Below are 24,057 nucleotides of genomic sequence, written 5' to 3'. Positions count from 1 at the left end.
CAGCGCCCCAGCCTCGGCTCACTCCCGCACCACGTCCGGCCGCGCCTCGAGCGCGAAGGCCGCGGCGAAGAGGGCGCGGGTGTAGTCGGTCTCCGGCGCCTCGAAGATGCGCTCGGCCGGCCCCTCCTCCACGACGACGCCGTTCTGCATGACGAGGACATGGTTGGCCAGCGCACGCACCACCTTGAGATCGTGCGAGATGAACATGTAGGCGAGCTTGCGCGTCTTCTGCAGGTCGCGCAGCAGGTCGACGATCTGCGACTGGACCGACATGTCGAGCGCGGAGGTCGGCTCGTCGAGCACGACGAAGCGCGGCTCGAGCGCCATGGCGCGGGCGATGGCGATGCGCTGGCGCTGCCCGCCGGAGAACTCGTGCGGATAGCGGTCCATCGCCTGCGGGTCGAGGCCGACGTCGAGGAGGGCGCGGGCCACGATCTCCCGGCGCTCCTCGAGCCGCAGGCGGCCGTTCATGACGAGGAGCCCCTCCTCGACGATCTGCGCCACCGAGAGGCGCGGCGAGAGCGAGCCGTACGGATCCTGGAAGACGATCTGCATGTCCTTGCGGTAGGGGCGCACGCGATTGGACTTGAGCCCGTCGAGCCGGTCGCCGAGGAAGACGACGGGGCCCTCCGACGAGATCAGGCGCAACATGGCGAGGCCGAGCGTGGTCTTGCCGGAGCCGGATTCGCCCACCACGCCGACCGTCTCGCCGGCGCGCACCTTGACGCTCACCCCGTCGACCGCCTTGACGTGCCCGACCGTGCGCCCGAGGAAGCCGCGCTTGATCGGGAAGTGGACCTTGATCGGCCCGGCCTCCACCAGCGTCTCGGCGTCCGCCGGCACCGGATCGGGCCGGCCCCGCGGCTCGGCGGCGAGGAGGCGCCTCGTGTACTCGTGCTGCGGGTCGTCGAAGACCTGCGCGACGGGGCCGTGCTCGACGATCTTTCCCTCGAGCATGACGCAGACCCGGTCCGCCACCTTGCGCACGATGCCGAGATCGTGGGTGATGAACAGCATCGCCATGCCCAGATCGCGCTTGAGCTCGGCGAGCAGCGTCAGGATCTGCGCCTGGACCGTGACGTCGAGCGCCGTCGTCGGCTCGTCGGCGATGAGGAGATCCGGGTCGTTGGCGAGCGCCATGGCGATCATTACGCGCTGCCGCTGGCCGCCGGACAGCTGATGGGGATAGGCGTCGAGCCGCGAGGCCGCATCGCGGATCCCCACCCGCTCGAGCAGCGCGAGCGTGCGCGCGCGCGCGTCCTTCTCCGACAGCTGCCGGTGGATCCGCAGGATCTCTCCGATCTGCCGCGAGATCACGTGCAGCGGGTTGAGCGAGGTCATCGGCTCCTGGAACACCATGGTGATGTCCGCCCCGCGCACCTTCATGATGTCCATCTCGGACGCCGCCAGCAGGTCCCGGCCCTTGAACTGGATCTCGCCGGAGGGGTGCGAGGCCGTGGGGTATTGCAGGAGCTTGAGGATCGACAGGGCCGTCACCGACTTGCCGGACCCGGACTCGCCCACGAGCGCCACGGTCTCGCCCTTGGCGATGTCGAAGGACACGCGATCGACGGCGAGCGTGGTGCGCCCGGCCTGGGTGAAGGCGACGGAGAGGTCGCGGACGGAGAGGAGGGGGGTGGTGGTCATGGGGTCTCGGTCATGATCTGTCGAGAAGGTCGCCAATGCCTTCGGCGGTGGGCTCGATGCGTCGCATGCCCTGAGGCAGCTTGAGACGTCTGTCGTTGGTTACGAAGACAGCGCAGCCATTCGTGATCGCCGTCACCACATGCACAGCATCGGGGAGGAAATTGCGGCGATCTGCACCCGGAGCGGCCCCCTGATCGGCCACGGCCCGATAGTGGGCGGTTTCGATGAGGATGGCGCGCGACACGGGCTGAACCTCGACGAGCCCCGACTCCAGGATCAAGCTGAGATACGCACGTACCAGCCGCCGGTCACTCGCCCGGGAAGCGCCGGCGAGAACCTCGGCGAGGGTCAGCTCACTCGTCAGGCGACGCAGACCCGCGGCCGCTTCGCTCGCGAAGAGACGCGCCACAGCCTGCTCGTCGGCGCCCCTCGTCTCGACGGCCATGATGAAGACATTGGCGTCGAGGTAAACGACCGCCCGTTCAACGTTCACGGTGAGCCCATTCTTCTCGCAGAGACCGAACGTATGCCGCGACGTCCTCGGATGACGAGAAATTATCGCGCAGGCCGAAGATCTCGTCGAGCGACATCGGCACGTCGTCCTCGATCGCGCGATCTGGCTCCACCGTGACCTCCACGGTCGCGAACGCTGCCGGGTCGAGCCCCTCCCGGAGGTGCTCGGGCAGCTCCCCCACGGGGACGTGGTGCTTGACGATCCTGTTCACGGCTCCCTCCAGCGGCGGCTCGCCGCCCGATGATACCTCAACTCCTTGCCCCGTGCAGCGAGCGCCTCACGTGTCGTCCGCGATCCTCTCGATCCCGATCCGCACCATCGGGGCGCGGGGCCGGATGCGCCGGTCGGACGACAGGAAGACCTTGCAGCCGCCGGTCTCGGCTGTCGCGAGATGGATGGCGTCGGCGAGCTTCACCGACGTCTCGGCGCGAATTCTTGCCGCCAGCTCCAGAACACGGTCCGAGATCGCGACCACCTGCAAGCCCGCCTCACCGGAAAACAGCTCCCGATATGCGGCGACGAGCGGCTCGTCTCGTTCACGAAGCGGAAGCACGAGCACCTCGGCCCTCGACAGCCCGCTCGTCGTGGCCACGAGGCGGCCGGCTTCCACGCGAGACTGGATCTCGATCATCGAAGGACTGCGGTGCTCGACCAGCGCGATCAAGGCGTTGGCGTCGAGGTAGACACGCGAGCCGTCGTCGATGGGATTCGGGGGCGAGCCTGAGGGATCCGTCAATCGTCGCCCTCGTCCCTCAGCTCGCGAATGCGCCGAACGGCTTCTTCGATCGTGGTGTTCCGACGCCCAGCGAGGTTCCTGATGCGCTCGAACGCCGCGTTACGCATCGCCACGTCCTCGGGCGGCAGCGGCGGGCGCCGGAGCTCCTGCTCGTCGACCCAGCGGAGCCAGGCTTCCAGCGTGAGCTCCTCGTCCTCGTCCTGGGGCGCCGCGCGCGCGCTCTCCTCCGCGCGCCCCAGGCCGCGCACCTCCACCTCCACGATCTCCCCCTCCGCGAAACCGCGGCGCAGCTCCTCGGGCAGGCGCTCGACGGGGATGTGCTCCTTGACGACCTTGTTCACGGCCGGGCCCTCCTCGCGCCGATCATAGCGCACGCTCAGGTGAACGTCTTCCTCGGGTCGAAGGCGTCGCGCACCGCCTCGCCGACGAAGATGAGCAGCGAGAGCATCAAGGCGATGACGAAGAAGCCCGTGAGCCCGAGCCAGGGCGCCTGCAGGTTCGCCTTGCCCTGGGCGAGCAGCTCGCCCAGCGAGGGCGAGCCCGGCGGCAGGCCGAAGCCGAGGAAGTCGAGCGAGGTCAGCGTCGTGATCGACCCGTTGAGGATGAAGGGCAGGAAGGTCAGCGTCGCCACCATCGCGTTGGGCAGGACGTGCTTCCACATGATCTTGCCGTCCGAGACGCCGAGCGCGCGCGCGGCGCGGACGTACTCGAAGTTGCGCGCCCGCAGGAACTCGGCGCGGACCACGCCCACCAGCGACACCCACGAGAACAGGAGCAGGATGAAGAGCAGCACCCAGAAGGTCGGGGTGATCACCGAGGCGATGATGATGAGCAGGTAGAGCGAGGGGATCGCCGTCCAGATCTCGATCACGCGCTGGAAGACGAGGTCGACCCAGCCCCCGAAATAGCCCTGCACCGCGCCGGCGATCACGCCGATGACGGAGGAGGCGACGGCGAGGATCAGCCCGAACAGGACCGAGATGCGGAAGCCGTAGATCAGCCGAGCGAGCACGTCCCGGCCCTGGTCGTCGGTGCCGAGCCAGTTCGTCTCCAGATCCCCGCAGGTGTCGACGTCGATGCGTGCCACAGCCTGGGCGCATTGCGCGTCGTCGAGCATCCAGGTCGGCGGTGCCGGCGCCGGCACCGGGAGGTTGAGGTTGTGCGTCGAGTAGTGGAAGCGGATCGGCGGCCACAGCATCCAGCCGTTGGCCTCGATCTCGTCGGCGATGAACGGATCGCGGTAGTCCGCGACCGCCAGGAAGCCGCCGAATTTCTCCTCGGGATAGTCGACGAGGACGGGATAGAGCAGCTCGCCCTTGTACATGGCGAGGATCGGCTTGTCGTTGGCGATGAACTCCGCGAACAAGGTCACCACGAACAGGACCATGAAGATCCAGAACGACCAGAGCCCGCGCTTGTTGGCCTTAAAGTTGTCGAGCCGGCGGCGGTTGATCGGGGTGAGGTTGAACAGCCCCTTGTTGGCGACCGGGGGCGCGAGGCGCTCCCCTTCCAGCGGCTTCCTGAGATCGACGGTGAGGTTCATCTCAGACCTCCCGCGTCTCGAAGTCGATGCGCGGGTCGATCCAGACGTAGGTCAGGTCCGAGATCAGGTTCACGACGAGGCCAAGGAGGGAGAAGATGTAGAGCGTGGCGAACACGACCGGGTAGTCCCGGTTGACGATCGCCTCGAAGGAGAGGAGCCCCAGCCCGTCCAGCGAGAAGATCGTCTCGATCAGCAGCGAGCCGGCGAAGAAGGCCCCGATGAAGGCGCCGGGGAAGCCGGCGATGACGATAAGCATGGCGTTGCGGAAGACGTGTCCATAGAGCACCTGCTGCTCGGACAGGCCCTTCATCCGCGCGGTCATGACGTACTGCTTGCGGATCTCGTCGAGGAAGGAATTCTTGGTGAGCAGCGTCGCCGTGGCGAAGGCGCCGAGCGCCATCGCCGTGATCGGCAGGGCGATGTGCCAGAGATAGTCGAGCGCCTTCCCGACGAGGGAGAGCTGGTCCCAGTTGTCCGAGGTGAGCCCGCGCAGCGGGAAGATCTGCCAGAACGAGCCGCCGGCGAAGAGCACGATCAGCAGGATCGCGAACAGGAAGCCCGGGATGGCGTAGCCGACGATGACGATCGCCGAGGTCCACCAGTCGAAGGGCGTGCCGTCCCGCACCGCCTTCTTGATCCCGAGCGGGATCGAGATGGCGTAGGACAGGATCGTCATCCAGAGCCCCAGGGTGATCGAGACCGGCAGCTTCTCGATGATCAGGTCGACCACCGTGACGTCGCGGAAGTAGCTCTCGCCGAAGTCGAAGCGGATGTAGTTCCAGATCATCAGCCCGAAGCGCTCGTGCGCCGGCTTGTCGAAGCCGAACTGCGCCTCGAGCTCGGCGATGAACTGCGGGTCTAGCCCCTGCGCGCCGCGATACGTCGAGGTCGTGTCCGCGCCCGCGCCGCCGCCGGCCACGTCGCCGCCGCCGCCCGAGAAGCGCGCGGTGGCTCCCACGTCGGTGCCCTGGATCTGCGCGATGATGCGCTCCACGGGCCCGCCGGGGGCGAACTGGATGATGACGAAGGAGATGAGCATGATCCCGAACAGCGTCGGGATCATCAGGAGCAGGCGGCGGAGGATGTAGGCGAGCATCTGGTCCGTTCACTGGAAGGGTCGCGCTGCGGCACGACGTTACGCGCTATCGCACCCGACAGCAAAAAAGCTGCCCGAGAAGCCGCCCGGCTCTCACCGGCGCCGCGCGCGGGCGGCCTTCTCGGGATCGAACCACCAGGCGCCGACGCCGGTGCCGTAGCGTGGCTTCGTGTCCGGACGGGAGAACTCGTCCCAATAGGCGAGCCAGTCCGCGGGCTTGTACCAGGCGGGCACCATGTAGCGCCCGGCGCGCAGGACGCGATCGAGGGCGCGGCCCCCAGTGACCACCTCCTCGCGGGTCTGGGCGTTGGCGATGATCTCGATGAGCGCATCGACCGTGGGGTCCTGCACGCCCGAGAGGTTCGCCGTGCCGGGCGTGACCGCGGCCTCCGACCCATAGACCAGCCGCAGGCTGCCGCCCGGTGTCAGCGACGCGCCGAAGCGCCGCGACGTCACCTCGAAGTCGAACTCGTTCATCCGCCGCTCGTATTGCGCCGGATCGACGATGCGCGAGGTCGCCTGGATGCCGAGAAGCCCGAGATTGGAATGGAAGGGCTGCGTGTGCGGCTGCAGGAAGCTCGCGAAATCGAGGAATTCGATGGTGAACGGCTCGCCCGACGGCAGGTGCAGCACGCTGCCGCGCCGCTCGCACCCGGCCTCGCGCAGGAGCTCGCTCGCGCGACGCAGAAGGGTGCGATCCTGACCCGATCCGTCGGAGACCGGCGGTGTCCAGGCCTCGCCGAAGACCTCGTCCGGCAGGCCGGCCCTGTAGGGCTCGAGCAGCGCGAGCTCGGCCTCCGACGGCGGTCCCTCGGCCTTCAGCTCCGAGTTCTCGAAGAACGACTGCATGCGTGCGTAGGACGAGAACATGATGTTCTCGTTCGTCCATTCGAAGTCGAAGGCGTAGATCAGCGCCTCGCGGATGCGCTTGTCCGAGAATTTCGGCAGGCGCGTATTGTACCACCAGCCCTGCGGCCCCTGCGGCACCGCGGTCGGGAGATTCTCGCGCACGACGCGGCCCTGGACGAAGGCCGGGAAGTCGTAGCCGCGCGCCCATTGCCGGGAGACGCTCTCCTCGTGATAGTTGAACTGCCCCGCCTTGAACCCCTCGAAGGCGACATCGCGGTCGCGGAAATACTCGTAGCGAATCCGATCGAAATTGATCAGGCCGACATTCACCGGCAGATCGGCGCCCCAATAATCCTCGACGCGCTCGAAGGTGATCGTCCGCCCCACCTCGAAGCGGCCCACGCGGTAGGGCCCCGAGCCGAGAGGCGGCTCCAGCGTCGAGGCGGTGAAGTCGCGCCCCTCCCAATAGGCCTTCGAGAAGATCGGCAGCGCCGCCACCGTGAGCGGGATGTCGCGGCTGCGCCCCTCGACGAAGCGGACCTCGACGAGATCGGGCCCGAGCGCCGTGGCGCTCTCGATCTGGCGCAGCAGCTGCGACAGGTTCGGATGGCCCTCGTTGCGCAGGATCGTGATGGAGAAGGCGACGTCCTCGGCAGTCAGCGGCGAGCCGTCGTGGAAGCGCGCCTGCGAGCGCAGGCGCCAGCGGAACACGAGCCCGTCGCGCGAGCGCGAGACGCTCTGCGCCACGAGACCGTAGAGCGCATCCGGCTCGTCGGCGGACCCCGACATCAGCGTGTCGTAGGTCGCGTCCATGCCCGCGGCGCCGTCGCCCTGCAGGACGTAGGTGTTGAGCGTATTGAAGGTGTTGAAGTTCTGGTTCAGGCCGATCTGGCGGATCTGCTGCGCGAACTCGCCGCCCTTCGGCGCCTGCGGGTTCACGTACGGGAAGTGCGCGAAGTCCGGCGGCATCTCGAGCGGACCGAAGAGCGACATGCCGTGGCGCTCGACGAAATCCTCGTCGGCGAGCCCCACCGCGCTCACCGCCTCCCACGCAGCCCGGGCGGCGCCGGGAAGCGCGAGCGCCCCGGCCACCGCCGCGACGCCCTGGAAGAGACCGCGGCGGGTGATCCCGCGGAGCCCCGTGCCGTTCCTCATCGTGCAGCCCCCGTCTCGCGCGCCTTCTCGGCGTCGTACCACCATACCGTCGGGAACGCCGCGCCGGCGTAGCGCGGCATCACCTCGGGATGGGAGAAGCGGTTCCAGCGCGCCGTGCGCTGCTCCGCGAGGAACCAGTGGGGAACGACGTAGTCGTTGTGCAGGAGCACGCGGTCGAGCGCGCGCGTCGTCGCCACCAGCTCCTCGCGCGTGTCCGCGCGCACGAGGCGCTCGATCAGCTCGTCGACGACCGGGTTCTCGATGCCGGCGTAGTTCTGAGATCCGGGCTTGTTCGCGGCGCGCGAGCCCCACATGTCGCGCTGCTCGTTGCCGGGAGACAGCGATTGCGGCCACAGCTGCGTGACGAGGTCGAAGTCGAAGGCGCGTAGGCGGTTCTGGTACTGCGCGCTGTCGACGATGCGCACGTCCAGCCGGATGCCGAGCCGCTCCAGCGCCTGGGCGTAGGGCAGCGCATAGCGCTCGTGCGAGGGCAGATCGAGCAGGAGCTCGATATCGAACGGCTCGCCGGTCTCGGCATGCACCCGCCGACCGCCCTCGACGACCCAGCCGGCCTCGCGCAGCAGGCGGTCGGCCTCGCGCAGGTTGGCGCGCCGTGCCTGCGGATCGCCGCTCGTGGGGTTGGTCCAGACCTCGGTGAAGACGCTGTCGGGGATGCGGCCGCGGTACGCCTCCAGGATCTCGAGCTCGCGGCCCTCCGGCAGGCCCGTCGCCGCGAGGTCCGTGCCCTCGAAGAACGAGTCGATGCGCTCGTAGGCGCCGAAGAAGATCGTCCGGTTGATGTCCTCGAAGTCGAAGGCGTAGTTCAGCGCCCGGCGCACCCGCTCGTCCCGGAAGCGCTCCTGGCGCAGGTTCGGCACGAAGGCCTGCATGCGGCCGGACGCGAGCATGGGGAAGCTCTCGAGCACCACCGCACCGCGCTGGCGGGCGGGGAAATCGTAGCCCTGCGCCCAGTCGCGCGCCGAGACCTCGACGCGGAAGTCGTAGGCGTCGCCCTTGAACGCCTCCAGCATCACCGACTCGTCGCGGAAGTACTCGTACCGGATCGTGTCGAAATTGTACGTGCCGACGTTCGTCGGGTGATCGACGGCCCAGGCATCGGGCACGCGCTCGTAGGTGATGCTGCGCCCGGGGCTGTAGTCGGCGAGCCGGTAGGGTCCCGAGCCGAGCGGCCGCTCGAGGCTCGTGCGGTCTGCGGCGCGGGCGGGATCGGTCCACCAGTGCTTCGGCAGCACCAGGAGCTGGCCCATGATCTTGGGCAGCTCCTTGTTGCCGGCGACCGCGAACCGGAAGGTCACCTCGCCCTCGGCGGTCTCCTCGGCCGCGACGACGTCGGCGTAGTAGCTCTGCATCATCGGGCTCGACGCCACGAGCGTCTCGAAGGACCAGATCACGTCCTGCGCGGTGATCGGCGCGCCGTCGTGCCAGCGTGCGTCCGGGTCGAGCCGGAAGGTGACGCTCGAATAGTCCTCCGGAAAGCGCATCGCCTCGGCGACGAGGCCGTAGTCGGTGAGCGGCTCGTCGAGGGAGGGCGTCATCAGCGTCTCGTAGACGAGCCCGAGTCCCGCCCCGAGATTGCCGCGCACGCCGGCCAGGATCACGTTGAAGTTGTCGAACGTGCCCATCGCGCCGAGGCGCGCGAGGCCGACCTTGGGAGCGTCCGGGTTGACGTAGTCGAAATGCGCGAAGCCGGGTTCGTACTTCGGCTCCCCGACGAGGGTCGCGGCGTGGCGCCAGTCGCCGGGATCGGCGGCGCTGCTGCCGGATGTCTGGGCCTGCGGCGCGAGCGGCGCACAGAGGCCGAGCGCGAGCACGGCGGCGGTCAGGAGGCGTCTCGTCAAGCGGTTCGTCCCTCGCGGTTCTCGTGAACGTCGATGCGAGTATGGTGAGAGCACGGGATGCTGTCCACATTCGGGACGTCGTCGCTTCGCATGGTGCTCGAAATCGTCGCACCCCACACGGCACGCGCGTGGGCGCCTGCGTCGCGGCGCGCGCGCCCACGGTCGCGATTGCATCCGCGGCCGCGCTCGCCAAATCATGGGGGCGGGCGAGCAGGGACCCGGTGGAGGGACGCGATGAGCGCGAGCGACGGCAAGCGGGGCGGGGCGGTGACCGGGCGCGGCGAGACGCGCCCCGGCGCGGCCGCGCGCCCGGGCGCGATCGACGCCTTCCTCGACGAGGCCCGCAGCCTCGCGCCGGCGCCGCCGCGGGAAGGCCGCGGGCGCCTCGTCTTCGCGCTCGACGCCACGATGAGCCGCCAGCCGACCTGGGACCTCGCCCGCGGCATGCAGGCGCAGATGTTCGAGACGGCCTCCGCGATCGGCGGGCTCGACGTGCAGCTCCTCTACTTCCGTGGCTTCGGCGAGTGCCGCGCCTCGCGCTGGGTCGGCGAGCCGAAGGCGCTCACCGGCCTGATGAGCGGCATCGAGGTCCGCGGCGGCCAGACCCAGATCGCGCGTGCCCTCGGGCACATCCGCAAGGAGGGCGAGGCCGACCGCGTCGACGCCTTCGTCTACGTGGGGGACGCCTTCGAGGACGAGATCGACACGGTGTGCGCCCGCGCCGGCGAGCTCGGGCTCCTCGGCGTCAAGGGCTTCGTCTTCCAGGAGGGCGGCGATCCGGGCGCCGAGCGCGCCTTCCGAGAGATCGCGCGGCTGACGGGCGGCGCCTGGGCGCGCTTCGACGCGGCGGCGCCCGGCACGCTCGCCGGCCTCTTGCGCGCGGCGGCGGCCTATGCGAGCGGCGGACGCGACGGCCTCGCGCGGCCTTCTCGCCGACATGGGTGGCGGAACGGGCGCCGGCGGGCGATGAGGAGGCGAGGCGTCGAGGACGGAGGCGGCGGGGCGCAGCGATGATCAACCTGATTTATGGGCTCGGCGCCGTCCTCGCCTTCTGGTGGCTGATGCGCGCCTTCGGGCGGGCGAACCCGAAGGACCTCTCGCGCCTCGTCAAGCGCGTGGGCGGCGGCGTGCTGATGGCGGTGTCGCTGCTGCTCGCCGTGCGCGGGCGCTTCGAGATGGCGATCCTGGTCAGCGGCTTCGGCGCGTGGCTGCTCGGCTGGAGCCTGCCGTGGGCGCGCGCCATCCCGGGGCTCGGCGGCGGGGGCGGGAGCGGGAGCAAGTCGACCGGCCAGGTCTCGCGCGTGCGCTCGGCGCTGCTCGAGATGGAGCTCTCCCACGACACCGGCGACATGGACGGCACCGTCCTCGCCGGGACGCTCGCGGGACGACGCCTCTCGCAGCTCGACGAGGCGGCGCTGAAGACGCTCTACCAGGAGGCGGCGTCGTCGGACCCCGACGGCGTGCGCCTTCTACAGGCGTATTTCGACCGCCGGTTTCCCGGATGGCGTCAGGACTCGCAGGGAGACGCCGACGCGGGGGCGGCTCGCGAGACGAAGCCTGGCGCGATGACGGAAGAGGAGGCCCACCAGATCCTGGGGCTTGAGCCGGGGGCGAATGCCGAGGCCGTTCGCCGCGCGCACCGGAGCCTGATGATGAAGCTCCACCCCGACCAGGGGGGCTCGACCTATCTCGCGGCCCGGGTGAACGAGGCCAAGGAAGTCCTTCTGAGCAGACATCGCTGATACTCCACGCGCGATGAACCTGACGACGGGTGAACGCTGGAAACGCCCTTCTTGCCGGTGGGTGGGAGGGTCGACGGAACGCGCGAGCGAACGGAGCACCCGCCGCCGACGGGCGGCGGGCTCACGTCCCGCGCGTCAGCTACGCACGGCGATGCAGTCGAAGCCCGCATTCTCAAGCCGGCGGCAGGCGTCGCGGGCCGTCTCCTTGTCCTCGAACCCGGTGAAGCGGGCGCGGAAGAGCGTGGCGCCGTTCGACTGCACCGCCTCGGTGAAGGGCGCGGCGGTGCGCAGCGGGCTGCCGGCGCGCGACTGGGCACGCTGGAGGAGGTCGAAGGCGGCGTCCTCCGTCGGCGTCGCGGCGATCTGGATCACCCACTCGGTGAGCGCGTAGGTGCGGGCGGGCGGCGTCGCGGCCTCGGGAATGGGGATCGTCGCGTCCGCGGAGGCGACGACGATCTCCTGCGTGAGGACCGCGGGCTCGGTGGCGCCCACCGGCGCGTCCGCGGCGACGGGAGCCTCCTCGCGCGTCGGCATCGGCGGGAGCGGCGCGGTGACCGTCGGCGCGGCGGTGGCGACGGCGACCGGCGCGGAAGCCGCGTCGGACACGGACGCGGTCTCGCGCACGTCCGGGATCGGGGCCGGCGGCAGCGGCACGCCGGCCGACGCGGGGTCGCGCACCGCGGCGAAGGCGCTCGCGGAGGCGGGGACCAGACCGCCGTCGGCGCGCAGCGAGCCCGGCGTCACGGTGGTGTCCCCCGCCGCCGTCGCGACCGCGGGACGCATGCGGGTGAGATCGAGCGGCTGGCCGGGAGCCGCGGAGGCGACGAGGACCGGCGGGTCGATGTCGGCGGGACGGGGCGGCGGCAGCGCGGCGAAGACCGTGCCGTTGGGCCCGACCATCATGGGCGTGCGGCGGTTGCCGGCGTAGGCGCGCGGCAGCCAGCGCTCCACGAGGCCCTCGACGATGCCGTCGCGATGCGCGCCCGACCGGCCACCCATCACGACCGTGACGATGTGGCGCCCGTTCGCCTTGGCGTTCGTCATCAGGTTGAAGCCCGAGGCGCGGATGAAGCCGGTCTTGATGCCGTCCACGCCCTCGACGCGCCCGAGCAGGCGATTGTGGTTGCGGTAGGTCTTGCCGGCGAAGCCGAAGCTGCGGCGCTGGAAGTAGCCGTAGTACTGCGGAAAGCGGTCCTGCACGGCCACCGCCAGCGTTGCCATGTCCCGCGCCGTCGTCACCTGCCCGTCGTTCGGCAGGCCGTGGGGGTTGCGGAACGTGGTGTTCGACATGCCGAGCTGGCGTGCGCGCTCGGTCATCTGGCGGGCGAAGTTCTCGACCGAGCCGCCGAGGTTCTCGGCCACCACGGCGGCGACGTCGTTCGCCGACTTCGTCACCAGCGCCAGGATCGCGTCCTCGACCTCGATCGTGGAGCCGGCGCGCACCCCGATCTTCGAGGGCGGCTCCGCGGCGGCGCGGGCGGAGACGCGCAGGGGCGAGTCGAGCTGCAGGCGCCCGGACTCGAGCTGCTCGAACAGCATGTAGAGCGTCATGACCTTGGTCAGCGAGGCGGGATAGCGCCGTGCGTCGGCGTTCTCCGCGTGGAGCACCTCGCCGGTCTTCACGTCCATCACGAACGCGGCGTAGGGCGGGCTGTAGGCGGCCTCGGCCCGGGGGGCATGGACAGTGAGAGCCGCGAGCCCGCACAGGAGCATCAACGCGAGCATCAGCCCGCGCTCGGCGAAAACGCTACGCTTTACCATCGAAGACCGTCCCCGTATCTCGGTCGTGAACTCGAACGTTGTCGGTCAGCCCATCCCCAGCGCGTGACTGGCGCGCCACGGTGTCAATGATGAGGCAACCGCGGTTACGGAGGGGTTAAGCCCGAGATCGGGTTTTCCGCGGATATGCTGCACCGCACAATAAACTTGACATCGATGTTGCAGTGCACATAATGAGGCATGTCGCGGACCGGTCCGCGGCGCGGGGCCGCCCTCACCTCCGGGTGCCGGGCGGCGCTCGATCACGGACATGCGAGACGCGGCGCGCACGCGCCGGAGGGACAAGACCATGATGAACCAGTTCGACGATTTCCAGAAGCTCGGCAAGGAGAACATGGACGCCACGATGAAGGCGCTCGGCGCGTTCTCGATGGGCGCCCAGCAGATCGCCGTCGAGTCGGCGGACTACGCCAAGAAGTCCTTCGAGCAGTCGACCGCGACGCTGGAGAAGCTCGTCGGTGCCAAGACGCTCGACAAGGCGATCGAGATCCAGACGGACTACGTCAAGTCGGCCTACGAGTCGATGGTGGCCCAGTCCAGCAAGATGGGCGAGCTCTACGCGAACCTCATGAAGGACGCGCTGAAGCCCGTCGAGGCCATGATGGCGAAGCCCGCCAAGTGATCTGACTGGACGCGACGGCGACCGCGCCGTCCCGCCAGCCTCGTCGAGACGCCCGGCCCCGCGGCCGGGCGTTTCGCGTTCGGGGACCGCATCCGCTAGGCTCCGCACCCCACCGCGACGGAGCCCTCGAATGCCGAACGACACCGCCCCCGACCTCGCCGCCATCCCGGTTCTCGTGAAGCGCCGCCTGCAGGCCGAGGTGATCGGGCCGATCTTCGCCGAGATGGTCGCGGCGCTGGGCGAGGCGCAGGCCTCCGCCATCCTCGACGCGGCGATCCGCAAGGCGGCCATCGCCGAGGGGGGCCGCTATGCCGAGGCGGCCGAGCGGGAGCGCGGCGGCACCTCCATGGCGGACTTCATCGCGCTCTACGAGAACTGGACGCGCGGCGGCGCGCTCGAGGTCGAGGTGCTGGAGGCGAGCGAGACGCGCTTCGACTTCGACGTCGTGCGCTGCCGCTACGCGGAGACCTACAAGGAGATGGGGCTCGGCGCCGTGGGGCACCTGCTCTCGTGCAATCGCGACGGCACGTTCTGCCAGGGCTACGACCCGCGCATCCGCATGGAGCGCGAGACCACGATCATGCAGGGCGCCCCCCGCTGCACCTTCCGCTACAGCTGGGTGGAGCCCGACGAGGACGCCGGAGCCTGAGCGGCGGCGCTCCGGTACGTCCTTCGTCGCGTGACCGCGCGCCGCGCTTGCAAGTCCTCGGCTCCGACCGAAGTCCTCGTCTCAGACCGAAGTCCTCGCCTCCGACCAAAGTGCGGATCACAGACGGGAACGCACGCGTTATGCTGCATCGCGAGAGATCGGGACGACCGCTCGCGACGACACGCCGAGCCTTCGAGGAGGTGCCGATGAACGCCATGCCCGCCATCGCCGAGACGCCCGGCTCCGACGATGCCGCCGCGGCCGATTTTCCCGCGCTGCTGCGCGGCGCCGCCAGCGCCGTCGACGCCATCCTCGCCGAGGCGACGGGACGCGTTCGTGCGCGCGTGATCGAGGGCGGCAAGGTCTCGGCGGCGCGGATGGAGGCCGAGCAGCACGCGACGCACGGCCTCGCATGGCTCGCGACCTACGCCCAGGCGATCCGCGAGATCGCCGCCTATGCCGAGCGGCTGTCCGCGGAGGGGCGCTTCGGCGAGACCGAGTCGCTGGTCAGCCGCGTCGCGGCCGGCGAGTACTGCGCGCAGGTGCTCGGCGGCATCCCGATGAGCCAGAGCGAGATCGTGCGGCTCCCCGCGCTCGGCCTCACCGCGACGGACGTCGCCGGGCTCGTGACGCCCGCGCTGGAGCAGCTCGTCGAGAGCGGCAACACGCCGCAGGCGCGGGCGCGGCTGGCGACCCTGATCCGCGAGGGCCAGGGCTCGGCCACCGTCGGCGATCCCGGGCTCGACGAGACGCTGGAGGCGATCCGCAGCGAGATGCGCCGCTTCTCGCAGGCCGAGGTCGAGCCGCATGCGCACGAATGGCACCTGGCGAACGCGTACATCCCGCTCGAGATCATCGAGAAGATGGCCGAGCTCGGCGTCTTCGGGCTCACGATCCCGGAGGAGTACGGCGGGCTCGGGCTCTCCAAGGTGTCGATGTGCGTCGTCTCCGAGGAGCTCTCGCGCGGCTACATCGGCGTCGGCTCGCTCGGCACCCGCTCGGAGATCGCGGCCGAGCTGATCCTGGGCGGCGGCACGGACGCGCAGAAGAGCCGCTTCCTGCCCGGCATCGCGTCCGGAGACATCCTGCCCACCGCCGTCTTCACCGAGCCGAACGTCGGCTCCGACCTCGCCTCCCTGCGCACCAAGGCGACGCTCGACGGCGAGGTCTGGCGGGTGAACGGCAACAAGACCTGGATCACCCACCCGGTCCGCGCCGACCTGATGACCATGCTGGTTCGCACCAAGCCGGAGGAGCCCGGCCACCGCGGCCTCTCGATCCTGCTCGGCGAGAAGCCGCGCGGGACGGACGCGGAGCCGTTCCCGGTGGAGGGCCTGTCGGGCGGCGAGATCGAGGTGCTCGGCTATCGCGGCATGAAGGAGTACGAGCTCGCCTTCTCCGACTTCGCGGTGCCGGCGGACAACCTCCTCGGCGGCGTCGAGGGCCAGGGCTTCAAGCAGCTGATGGCGACCTTCGAGTCGGCGCGCATCCAGACCGCGGCGCGCGCGGTCGGCGTGGCGCAGGCGGCGATGGACGTAGCGCTGCGCTACGCGGAGGATCGCGTGCAGTTCGGCAAGGCGCTGATCGACTTCCCCCGCGTCTCCGACAAGATCGCGCTGATGGCCGCCGAGATCCACGCGGCGCGGCAGGTCACCTACTTCTCGGCCCGCACCAAGGACGAGGACAAGCGCTGCGACCTCGAGGCCGGCATGGCCAAGCTGCTTGCCGCCCGCGTCGCCTGGTCGGCGGCGGACAACGCGCTCCAGATCCACGGCGGCAACGGCTTCGCGCTGGAATATCCGGTCAGCCGCATCCTGTGCGACGCGCGCATCCTGTCGATCTTCGAGGGCGCCGCCGAGATCCAGGCGCAGGTGATCGCCCGCCGGCTGGTGGACGCGGCGGGCTGAGCGGTCGACGCTCTGGTCTCTTCCAACGGCCGATCGTCTCGGAGGGGGCGGGGGTGCGGGGCGGGCAGGACTGTCTCGACACTCATGCCGCGCTTCGTCGGCCGATGAACCGCATCGACGGCGCGCCCCTTCCTGCACGCCCCACACCCCCCGCCCCTCTCCACGAGGGAGAGGGGAGTTCCCGAGGCAGACCGGGCGGGTCAATCGGAGCCCTTGGTGGTGCCCGTGTAGGACGGCGGGTCGGAGGCGGGGAAGCTCTCCTCCAGCGCCTCGTCGATCATCTCCTCCTGCTCCTCGCGGGTGTGCGGCTCGGGCCCGAGGCCCGCCTGCTCGCGCTTGGGCGCCGGCGCGCCCTCGGGCTTGGTGGGAGTCTCGGTGCTCTTCGTCTTCTGCGGATCGCTCATGGCCGGCCCCTTTCGCGGGTAACGGGATGACTCGACAACGCGCGGGGACCCGGTCGCGGTTTCGCACGATCTCGCGAGCGGGGCCACATGGCCTTCCGCGGCGTGCGCCGCGGGGCTAGTCTCGCGGGCATGAGACGCGCCATCGTCCTCGCCTGCGCGCTGTGCGCCCTCGCCTCCCCCGCTCCGGCGGGCGAGGCGGACGTGGTCGATATCACCGTGCCGCGGGAGGCGGGCGGCACCTGGCGCTTCGCGGTGACCGTCCGCCACGCGGACGAGGGCTGGGACCACTACGCCGACCGTTTCGAGATCGTCGGCCCGGACGGGACCGTCCTCGGCACGCGGGTGCTGGCCCATCCGCACGTAGACGAGCAGCCCTTCACCCGCGCGCTCTCCGGCGTCGCGATCCCGGACGACGTCGAGACCGTCACGGTGCGCGCGCACGACGGCGTGCACGGGTTCGGCGGGGAGACGCGCACGGTCGCGCTTCCCCGGTGAGCCGGGGCCTCAGCCGACCACCAGCCGCTCCATCGCCGCCCGCGTCTCGCCCTCGAACGCCACGGGCTTGCGCGTCGTCGCGTCGATCGTCACGCACACGCCCGAAGCCGTCGCCACGCGGCGGCTGCCGGCGAAGATCGCCTGCGAGAGCGTGAAGGAGGTGCGGCCGAGGCGCGACAGCCAGGTCGCGGTCTCGACCGTGCCGGGATAGTGCAGCTCGGCCTCGAAGGCGATCTCGAGCTTGACGATGACGAAGGCGACGCCTGCCCGCTCCGCCTGCGGCAGCCGCTCGCGCAAGTACGTGACGCGGCCCGACTCGCACAAGGTGGCGTAGACCACGTTGTTGACGTGGCCGAGGGAATCGCAATCGGAGAAGCGCAGCACGTCGCCGGCGATCGCGACGCGCGGGTCGGCGGCGAGCGCCGCGAGATCGGGCGTGTCGGTCATCGTGCCCGCCTCAGCCCAGGTTCAGCTCGCGGAAGAAGTCGTTGCCCTTGTCGTCGATGACGATGAAGGCGGGGAAGTTCTCCACCTCGATCTTCCAGATCGCCTCCATGCCGAGCTCGGGATATTCCAGCACCTCGACCTTGCGGATGCAGTCCTGCGCCAGGCGCGCGGCCGGGCCGCCGATCGAGCCGAGATAGAAGCCGCCGTGCTTCTGGCAGGCCTCGCGCACCTGGGCCGAGCGGTTGCCCTTTGCGAGCATGACCATGGACCCGCCCGCCGCCTGGAACTGGTCGACGAAGCTGTCCATCCGCCCGGCGGTGGTGGGGCCGAAGGAGCCCGAGGCGAAGCCCTCGGGCGTCTTCGCGGGACCGGCATAGTAGACCGGGTGGTTCTTGAGATAATCCGGCATCGGCTCGCCGGCCTCCAGCCGCTCGCGGATCTTCGAATGGGCGAGGTCGCGGGCCACCACGATCGGCCCGGTCAGCGACAGCCGGGTGCGGATCGGGTGCCGGCTCAGCGTCTCGAGGATCTCGGGCATCGGCCGGGTCAGGTCGATCTCGACGACCGCGCCGCCGAGCGAGGCCTCGTCGAGCTCGGGCAGGTACTTCGCCGGATTGGTCTCGAGCTCCTCGAGGAAGACGCCGTCCTTCGTGATCTTGCCGAGCGCCTGACGGTCGGCGGAGCAGGAGACGCCGAGCCCGATCGGCAGCGAGGCGCCGTGGCGCGGCAGACGGATCACCCGCACGTCGTGGCAGAAATACTTGCCGCCGAACTGCGCGCCGACGCCCAGCTGCTGGGTCATCGCATGGATCTCCGCCTCCATCGCGCGGTCGCGGAAGGCGTGGCCGGCTTCCGAGCCCTCGGTCGGCAGGCTGTCGAGGTAGCGCGTCGAGGCGAGCTTCACCGTCTTGAGCGTCTGCTCGGCGCTGGTGCCGCCGATCACCACCGCGAGGTGGTAGGGCGGGCAGGCGGAGGTGCCGAGCGTGAGGATCTTCTCCTTCAGGAAGGCCATCAGGCGATCCTTGGTGAGGAGCGAGGGCGTGCCCTGGTAGAGGAAGGTCTTGTTGGCCGAGCCGCCGCCCTTGGCGACGAAGAGGAACTTGTAGGCGTCCTCTCCCTCCGCGTAGATGTCGATCTGCGCCGGCAGGTTGTTGCGGGTGTTCTTCTCCTCGAACATCGACAGCGGCGCGAGCTGCGAGTAGCGCAGGTTGCGCTTCTCGTAGGCGCCGAGCACGCCCTCGGCGATGGCGTCCTCGTCGGAGCCGTCGGTCCAGACGAGCCGGCCCTTCTTGCCCATGACGATGGCCGTGCCGGTGTCCTGGCACATCGGCAGCACGCCGCCCGCGGCGATGTTGGCGTTCTTGAGGAGGTCGTAGGCGACGAAGCGGTCGTTCGCCGTCGCCTCGGGGTCGTCGAGGATGGCGGCGAGCTGCTTCAGGTGACCGGGGCGGAGCAGGTGGTTGATGTCCATGAAGGCCTGCTCGGCGAGCCGCCGGATGGCGTCGGACTCGACGACGAGGATCTCGCGATCGCCCATGCGCTCCACGCGCACGCCCTCGTCCGTCAGCTTGCGGTACGGGGTCTCGTCGGGGCCGAGGGGGAAGAGCGTGTTCCGGGATGCGGTCTGTGCGGCCATGGTCGTCCGTGTGTCTCGGCTCTGGCGTGCGTCGTACGGCCGGGCCGGCCGCGTCTCGCCATGCCGCGTCATAGAGCCTGGCCGTCGGGATTCCAAGCCGGAGCCGCGCCCATGACCCGACTCGATCGACGAAGGGGCACCAGACGACACCCCGTTGCGGCGCCCGCGCCGTCGCGCCCGCGCGGCGGTGGTGTAACGGAGCCGGATTGCCCGAGGAGCATGAACAGCACCATAATTCAGGGATGCTGCGGTTTCGCTATTCGGTTGCGCCCCATGGCCGTCGAGCTCGTCTTCTGGTTGGCCGTTCTGGCGGTCCCGCTCGGGACCCTGGCATGGAGCCTGTGGGACCACGAGATCCGCGGCGCGCTCGTGCCCTGGGCCGAGATCGACGCGCGCGCCGAGACGCTGCGCGCGCAGCACGGCCCTCGCGCGCTGGAGATCGCCGCCGCGAAGGAAGCGGCGGCCTGGGCCCGCGGCGACGCCCGCGAGCAGGGCATCTGGCGCCGCGTGCGCCGCCGGCTCGCGCGGGAGCGGCGGATCTAGCGCCCCCGCGCCGCCTGCGCCGTCACGATCCGCTCCGGCGTCACCGGCACCTCGCGCATCCGCAGGCCGGTCGCGTCGTACACGGCGTTGACGATCGCCGCCGCCACCCCGCACAGCGCGATCTCGGCGAGCCCCTTCACGCCGAGCGGGTTGAAGACCCGGTCGTCGCTCTCGACGAAGAAGGCTTCGAGCGCGCCGACGTCGGCGCAGACCGGCACCAGGTAGTCGGAGAGGTTCGCGTTCATCACGCGCCCGCAGTGCCGATCGAAGACGGCCTCCTCCGAGAGCGCCATCCCGATGCCCTGGACCATCCCGCCGATGCACTGCGAGCGGGCGAGCTTCGGGTTGACCACGCGCCCCACGTCGTACCCGCCGACGAGGCGGGCGACGCGCACCGTGCCGAGCTCCGGGTCGACGCGCACCTCGGCGAAGACCGCGCCGAAGGCGGCGCTCTCGTACTCCTGCGCTTCCTTCCCCGGGCTGGAGGCCCCCTCCGCGGCGGCGCTGTCGCGGCCCGAGCGTCGCAGCGCCGGCGTGAGATCGCCCTCCCCGTCCGCGCCGAGCGTCTCGCGCAGCGCGGCGCAGGCGTTCGCGACGGCGTTGCCCAGCGTCGCCATGGTGATCGAGCCGCCGTGGGCGGGCGCCGGCGGCAGGGCGCTGTCGCCGATCTCGACGCGCACCTGCTCGAGCGGCAGGCCGAGCGCGTCCGCGGCGACCTGGGAGAGCGCGGTGTAGGTGCCCGGCCCCATGTCCGAGGTCGCCGCCTGGATCATGGCGCCCCCGTTGGCGTAGAGCGTCACGCGGGCGCGCGCCTTCGCCCGATGCGCGGGATAGAAGGCGCTCGCCATGCCCGAGCCGATCCGCTCGCGGCCCGCCCGCCGCGCCTCGTCGGTGCGCGGTCGATCGGCCCAGCCGAAACGCGCCGCGGCCTGGTCCCAGCAGGCGGCGAGGGCGTTCGAGGACCACGGCTTGCCGCTGTCGGGATCGGTCTTGGCGAGGTTCGCCCGACGCAGCTCGAGCGGGTTCATGCCGAGCGCGTGCGCGAGCTCGTCCATCGCGGTCTCGAGGAACAGCTCCCCCGTCGCCGCGCCCGGCCCGCGCATCGGCGAGGGCGTGTTGACGTTCATGTCGAGGAGCCGATAGCGGGTCGCGACATTCGGGCAGGCGTAGAGCTGGCGGGCGGGGGTGAGCGTCGTCTCCGCGTATTCCTCGTAGGTCGAGGTCTGGCCGGTCGCCTCGTGCAGGATCGCGGTGAGACGCCCGTCGGGGAAGGCGCCGAGCCGCACGCGGCTCTCCGTGTGCGGACGGAAGCCCGTGTTGGTGAACAGCTGGCGGCGGGTCAGCGCCAGCCGCACCGGCCGTCCCACTCGCTCGGCCGCGAGCGCGGCGAGCGTGACGTGCGGCCAGGTGCGCAGGCCCGAGCCGAAGGCGCCGCCGACGAACGGGGAGATCACGCGGATGCGGTCCTCCGCGAGGCCGAAGACGTGGGCGATCTCGGTGCGCACGTTGTCGACCCATTGCGACTTGTCCCACAGCGTCAGCCGCCCGTCCTCGTCCCAGGCCGCGATGGTCGCGTGCGGCTCGATCGCCGCGTGCTGCTCGCGCGGCTGCACGAAGGGCACGTCGACCCGCACCGGAGCCTGCGCGAACGCACCCTCGGGGTCGCCGCGGCTCGTGTCGCCCGGACGCCCGGCCTTCGCGGTCGCCTCGCTCGGCGCGCGGGCATAGGCCACGTCGAACCGGGTGCGCGCGGCCGTGGGCGCGTAGTCGACGCGCACGAGGTCGGCGGCGGCGCGGGCCTGCTCCTCGCTCTGCGCCACCACGAGGGCGACCGGCTGGCCGTCGTAGCGCACGACGTCGTCCTGGAGCACGTGCAGACGCTCGCCCGCCTTCGGGTCGACGCCCGGGCGCGGGTCGCGCGGATGCCAGGGCAGGCGGCGCGTGGTCTCGTGGGTCATCACCGCGAGCACGCCCGGCGCGGCCTCGGCGGCGCGGGTGTCGATCGCGGCGATGCGTCCGGCGGGGACGCGCGCCTGCACGATCGAGGCGTGTGCGAGGTGCGGGATGTCGAAATCGGCGGCGTAGACGGCGGCCCCGGTCACCTTGGCCGGGCCGTCGACGCGCGAGACCGGGGAACCGACGAACGTCGTGGCAGGAGTCATGGGAGGCCTCCGGCGTCGGCGAGCGCGCGGGAGACGACCCGCGCCAGCAGGGGGATCTTTGCGGCGTTGCCGGCGAGCGGCCGCGCGCCCTCCGTGGCGGCCTCGCCCGCCTCGCGCGCGAGCACCGGGTCGAGCTCGCGCCCGATCAGCAGGGTCTCGACGTCCTCCGCCCGCCAGGGCTTGTGCGCGACGCCGCCGAGCGCGACGCGCGCGTCCTCGATCATCCCGTCGACCACCGCGAGCGAGACCGCCGCCGAGACGAGCGGCCATTCGAAGCTCGCGCGGTGGCGCAGCTTGGCGTAGGCCTGCGCCCATCCGGCCGCGCCGCGCGGGACGAATATCGCCGAGATCAGCTCGCCGGGCTCGAGATCGCTGTCGATCCAGGGCGTGTCGCCCGGCAGGGTGTGCAGCCGCTCCACCGGGATCGAGCGTTCGCCGGCGGGGCCGGCGACGAGGACCTCGGCGTCGAGCGCGAGGAGCGCCACCGCCAGGTCCGAGGCGTGCGTGGCGACGCAGGCCTCGCTCGCGCCGAAGAGCGCGGCGCGGGCATCCTCGCCGCGCAGCGCGCCGCAGCCGCTGCCGGGTTCGCGCTTGTTGCAGGACGAGACGCCGTCGCGGAAGTACAGGCAGCGCGTGCGCTGGAGCAGGTTGCCGCCCGTCGTCGCCATGTTGCGCACCATCGGCGAGGCTGTCTCCCCGAGCGCCGTCGCGAGGGCGGGATAGTGCGCGCGCACCTGGGGGTGGTCGGCGACGTCGGCGAGCTTGGCGAGCGCGCCGATGCGCATCCCGTCGATCGTGGTCGCGATCGAGGAGAACGGCAGGTCGGAGATGTCGACGATGCCGGCGGGACGCGCGATCCCGTCCTGGAGGAGCTGGACGAGATCGGTGCCGCCGGCGAGGAAGACCGTGTTCGGCTCGCCCGCGCCCTGCGCGATGGCGGCGGCGACGTCGTGGATCTTGCGATAGGCGAAGGGCTGCATCAGGCGCCTCCCTGTCCGGCACCGTCTCGCGCGTCGCGCGCGATCTCGTCCACGCCGGCGGCGGCGCGCAGGCGATCGTCGCCGCGCGTCGCGTCCGGCGCGGGCTCGATCCCGGTCGTGCGGCGCAGGGCCGCGAGGATGTTCGGATAGGCGCCGCAGCGGCAGAGATTTCCGGAGAGCTCGTCGCGCAGGCTCGCATCGTCGCGGGCGCGCCCCTCGGCCATGAGGCCCACGCCCGACATGATCTGGCCGGGCGTGCAGTAGCCGCACTGGAAGGCGTCCGCGTCGAGGAACGCCTGCTGGAGCGGGTGGAGCCGCCCGCCGGCGGCGAGCCCCTCGATCGTCGTCACCTCGCGCCCGTCGCAGGCGACGGCCAGCGCGAGGCAGGACACGACGCGGCGCCCGTCGACCAGCACCGTGCAGGCGCCGCAGGAGCCGTGCTCGCAGCCCTTCTTCGCGCCGGTGAGCCGCAGGCGCTCCCGCAGCGTGTCGAGGAGCGTCGCCCGGGGATCGACCGCGAGGTCGTGCGCCTCGCCGTTGACGGTGAGCCGCACCGGGTGGGCGGCGGGCGGGACGCCTGGCGATGCGTCGTCTCGGGCCGAGTCTCGGGCGGGTGCTCGGACGGGTTCTCGGGCGGGCGCGCCTGCGCCGGTCGTCGTCTCGCTCACGCGGACCTCCGGGCTCGAGGGGAGTCGTGGTGCCAACGCCCGGCGCGGCGCGACGTTTCAGCGGGGCTCCTCGGTGAAGCCCGCCTCCCCCGGGTGGCCCGGCTCATCGGCGTCGTCCGGCGGCGCGAGGATGTCGACGAGCGCGCCGACCCGGCCGCCGGACTCGAGGTGCCGGCCCTCGTTCAGCATGGCCTCGTCGTTCTCGACCCAGGCCTGCGCCAGGGCGAGATCCTCCTTCGTGGCGCCGGTCGCGATGATCTGCGCGACCGTGATGTCGTCGATCGGCCCGGCCACGGCCCGGACCTCCTCGCGCGTGAGCGTGTCCGCCATCGTTTCCTCCCTCAGTACGCCGCGGCCCAGGGCCAGGCGAACACGATCCAGCCCAGCCAGACGAAGACGAAGAACAGGATCACGACGCCGAGGAGGGTGCCTGCCGGCGTGTAGCCCCAGCCGCGGCTGTAGGGCCAGGCGGGGACGACGGCGAGGAGGACGACGAGCAGAAGAAGCAGTATCCAGAAGCCGTACATGGGGCGATGCTCCCTGGTTCGGTGCTGCCTGCTCGTTGAACGGGCTCCAGCCGGCCGGCGTTCCCGCGTCGCCCGCTCCGATTCATCGGCCGGTCGT

25 protein-coding genes are annotated in these 24,057 nt (G+C 70.9%); 7 read left to right on the top strand and 18 right to left on the bottom strand.

From position 1 onward, the window contains the following. Positions 1 to 18: 18 nt before the first annotated feature. The 9 genes from G407_RS0122095 to G407_RS0122055 all read right to left on the bottom strand — a co-directional run bounded on the left by G407_RS0122095 (position 19) and on the right by G407_RS0122055 (position 9,399). Entirely contained in the window at positions 19 to 1,647 is a 1,629-nt protein-coding gene (locus G407_RS0122095) for an ABC transporter ATP-binding protein (RefSeq protein WP_029032558.1), read from the bottom strand. Positions 1,648 to 1,657: 10 nt separating this feature from the next. After that, positions 1,658 to 2,140: a type II toxin-antitoxin system VapC family toxin gene (locus G407_RS30785; RefSeq protein ID WP_052341742.1), complete on the bottom strand. Its 483-nt coding sequence runs from the start codon at positions 2,138 to 2,140 to the stop codon at positions 1,658 to 1,660. Continuing rightward, the gene (locus G407_RS0122085; RefSeq protein WP_029032557.1) at positions 2,130 to 2,372 is read right to left on the bottom strand and encodes a hypothetical protein; all 243 of its coding nucleotides are present in this window, start codon (positions 2,370 to 2,372) and stop codon (positions 2,130 to 2,132) included. The genes G407_RS30785 and G407_RS0122085 overlap by 11 nt, the downstream gene beginning before the upstream one ends. A 66-nt stretch (positions 2,373 to 2,438) precedes the next feature. Next, positions 2,439 to 2,897 (bottom strand): type II toxin-antitoxin system VapC family toxin, encoded by a 459-nt coding sequence (locus tag G407_RS0122080; protein WP_052341741.1) that lies wholly within the window; start codon positions 2,895 to 2,897, stop codon positions 2,439 to 2,441. Further along, positions 2,894 to 3,238 carry a hypothetical protein gene (locus G407_RS0122075; protein WP_156917680.1) on the bottom strand — a complete coding sequence of 115 codons (345 nt, stop codon included), beginning with the start codon at positions 3,236 to 3,238 and terminating at the stop codon, positions 2,894 to 2,896. Before G407_RS0122075 ends, G407_RS0122080 begins: the two co-directional genes overlap by 4 nt. A 35-nt stretch (positions 3,239 to 3,273) precedes the next feature. Then, positions 3,274 to 4,440: an ABC transporter permease gene (locus G407_RS0122070; protein WP_029032554.1), complete on the bottom strand. Its 1,167-nt coding sequence runs from the start codon at positions 4,438 to 4,440 to the stop codon at positions 3,274 to 3,276. Between the two features lies 1 nt (position 4,441). Beyond that, positions 4,442 to 5,536, bottom strand: coding sequence for a microcin C ABC transporter permease YejB (locus G407_RS0122065; protein ID WP_029032553.1), 1,095 nt, complete (start codon positions 5,534 to 5,536; stop codon positions 4,442 to 4,444). Between the two features lie 93 nt (positions 5,537 to 5,629). Next, complete coding sequence (locus G407_RS0122060; RefSeq protein WP_043540350.1) at positions 5,630 to 7,540, bottom strand: extracellular solute-binding protein; 1,911 nt, start codon at positions 7,538 to 7,540, stop codon at positions 5,630 to 5,632. Then, positions 7,537 to 9,399, bottom strand: a complete 1,863-nt coding sequence (locus tag G407_RS0122055) for an extracellular solute-binding protein (RefSeq protein ID WP_029032551.1) — start codon at positions 9,397 to 9,399, stop codon at positions 7,537 to 7,539. Before G407_RS0122055 ends, G407_RS0122060 begins: the two co-directional genes overlap by 4 nt. Before the next feature lie 234 nt (positions 9,400 to 9,633). On the opposite strand from G407_RS0122055, the gene G407_RS29375 reads away from it, so the two are divergent. After that, positions 9,634 to 10,413 (top strand): vWA domain-containing protein, encoded by a 780-nt coding sequence (locus G407_RS29375; RefSeq protein ID WP_210163151.1) that lies wholly within the window; start codon positions 9,634 to 9,636, stop codon positions 10,411 to 10,413. Beyond that, entirely contained in the window at positions 10,410 to 11,141 is a 732-nt protein-coding gene (locus G407_RS0122045) for a DnaJ domain-containing protein (protein WP_029032550.1), read from the top strand. Before G407_RS29375 ends, G407_RS0122045 begins: the two co-directional genes overlap by 4 nt. 135 nt (positions 11,142 to 11,276) lie before the next feature. Here the strand turns inward: G407_RS0122045 and G407_RS0122040 are convergent, their stop codons facing one another. Further along, positions 11,277 to 12,902 (bottom strand): serine hydrolase, encoded by a 1,626-nt coding sequence (locus G407_RS0122040; RefSeq protein WP_029032549.1) that lies wholly within the window; start codon positions 12,900 to 12,902, stop codon positions 11,277 to 11,279. A gap of 307 nt (positions 12,903 to 13,209) precedes the next feature. Between G407_RS0122040 and G407_RS0122035 the strand changes: the two genes are divergently transcribed. The 3 genes from G407_RS0122035 to G407_RS0122025 all read left to right on the top strand — a co-directional run bounded on the left by G407_RS0122035 (position 13,210) and on the right by G407_RS0122025 (position 16,098). Continuing rightward, positions 13,210 to 13,542 (top strand): phasin family protein, encoded by a 333-nt coding sequence (locus G407_RS0122035; protein WP_029032548.1) that lies wholly within the window; start codon positions 13,210 to 13,212, stop codon positions 13,540 to 13,542. A gap of 130 nt (positions 13,543 to 13,672) precedes the next feature. After that, positions 13,673 to 14,191, top strand: coding sequence for an L-2-amino-thiazoline-4-carboxylic acid hydrolase (locus tag G407_RS0122030; protein WP_029032547.1), 519 nt, complete (start codon positions 13,673 to 13,675; stop codon positions 14,189 to 14,191). Between the two features lie 206 nt (positions 14,192 to 14,397). Then, entirely contained in the window at positions 14,398 to 16,098 is a 1,701-nt protein-coding gene (locus tag G407_RS0122025) for an acyl-CoA dehydrogenase family protein (protein WP_029032546.1), read from the top strand. 200 nt (positions 16,099 to 16,298) lie between these two features. Here the strand turns inward: G407_RS0122025 and G407_RS0122020 are convergent, their stop codons facing one another. Further along, positions 16,299 to 16,502: a hypothetical protein gene (locus G407_RS0122020; protein WP_029032545.1), complete on the bottom strand. Its 204-nt coding sequence runs from the start codon at positions 16,500 to 16,502 to the stop codon at positions 16,299 to 16,301. 129 nt (positions 16,503 to 16,631) lie between these two features. On the opposite strand from G407_RS0122020, the gene G407_RS0122015 reads away from it, so the two are divergent. Continuing rightward, positions 16,632 to 16,997: a hypothetical protein gene (locus G407_RS0122015; protein ID WP_029032544.1), complete on the top strand. Its 366-nt coding sequence runs from the start codon at positions 16,632 to 16,634 to the stop codon at positions 16,995 to 16,997. Between the two features lie 9 nt (positions 16,998 to 17,006). Here the strand turns inward: G407_RS0122015 and G407_RS29370 are convergent, their stop codons facing one another. Both G407_RS29370 and G407_RS0122005 read right to left on the bottom strand, forming a co-directional pair. After that, positions 17,007 to 17,444, bottom strand: coding sequence for an acyl-CoA thioesterase (locus G407_RS29370; protein WP_043540349.1), 438 nt, complete (start codon positions 17,442 to 17,444; stop codon positions 17,007 to 17,009). 10 nt (positions 17,445 to 17,454) lie between these two features. Next, a complete protein-coding gene (locus G407_RS0122005; RefSeq protein ID WP_029032543.1) occupies positions 17,455 to 19,080 on the bottom strand; it encodes a fumarate hydratase in 1,626 nt (541 codons plus the stop codon). Positions 19,081 to 19,353: 273 nt separating this feature from the next. Between G407_RS0122005 and G407_RS0122000 the strand changes: the two genes are divergently transcribed. After that, positions 19,354 to 19,623 (top strand): hypothetical protein, encoded by a 270-nt coding sequence (locus G407_RS0122000; RefSeq protein WP_029032542.1) that lies wholly within the window; start codon positions 19,354 to 19,356, stop codon positions 19,621 to 19,623. Here the strand turns inward: G407_RS0122000 and G407_RS29365 are convergent. Genes G407_RS29365 through G407_RS0121975 form a run of 5 tightly spaced genes read right to left on the bottom strand, consistent with a single transcriptional unit; the run spans position 19,620 to position 23,960 of the window. After that, positions 19,620 to 21,785 (bottom strand): xanthine dehydrogenase family protein molybdopterin-binding subunit, encoded by a 2,166-nt coding sequence (locus tag G407_RS29365; RefSeq protein WP_043540348.1) that lies wholly within the window; start codon positions 21,783 to 21,785, stop codon positions 19,620 to 19,622. The two genes, G407_RS0122000 and G407_RS29365, sit on opposite strands and share 4 nt — an antisense overlap. Then, positions 21,782 to 22,765, bottom strand: a complete 984-nt coding sequence (locus G407_RS0121990) for an FAD binding domain-containing protein (protein ID WP_029032541.1) — start codon at positions 22,763 to 22,765, stop codon at positions 21,782 to 21,784. The genes G407_RS29365 and G407_RS0121990 overlap by 4 nt, the downstream gene beginning before the upstream one ends. Next, positions 22,765 to 23,433 carry a (2Fe-2S)-binding protein gene (locus G407_RS29360; RefSeq protein WP_084327729.1) on the bottom strand — a complete coding sequence of 223 codons (669 nt, stop codon included), beginning with the start codon at positions 23,431 to 23,433 and terminating at the stop codon, positions 22,765 to 22,767. Before G407_RS29360 ends, G407_RS0121990 begins: the two co-directional genes overlap by 1 nt. A 57-nt stretch (positions 23,434 to 23,490) precedes the next feature. After that, complete coding sequence (locus G407_RS29355; RefSeq protein ID WP_043540346.1) at positions 23,491 to 23,763, bottom strand: hypothetical protein; 273 nt, start codon at positions 23,761 to 23,763, stop codon at positions 23,491 to 23,493. Positions 23,764 to 23,774: 11 nt separating this feature from the next. Further along, positions 23,775 to 23,960 carry a DUF3309 family protein gene (locus tag G407_RS0121975; protein ID WP_029032540.1) on the bottom strand — a complete coding sequence of 62 codons (186 nt, stop codon included), beginning with the start codon at positions 23,958 to 23,960 and terminating at the stop codon, positions 23,775 to 23,777. Positions 23,961 to 24,057: the final 97 nt, after the last annotated feature.

The organism is Salinarimonas rosea DSM 21201, assembly GCF_000429045.1.
Lineage (GTDB): Bacteria > Pseudomonadota > Alphaproteobacteria > Rhizobiales > Beijerinckiaceae > Salinarimonas > Salinarimonas rosea.
Note: the sequence above shows the minus strand (reverse complement) of the source record. Positions and strands in the feature narration are given on the sequence as shown.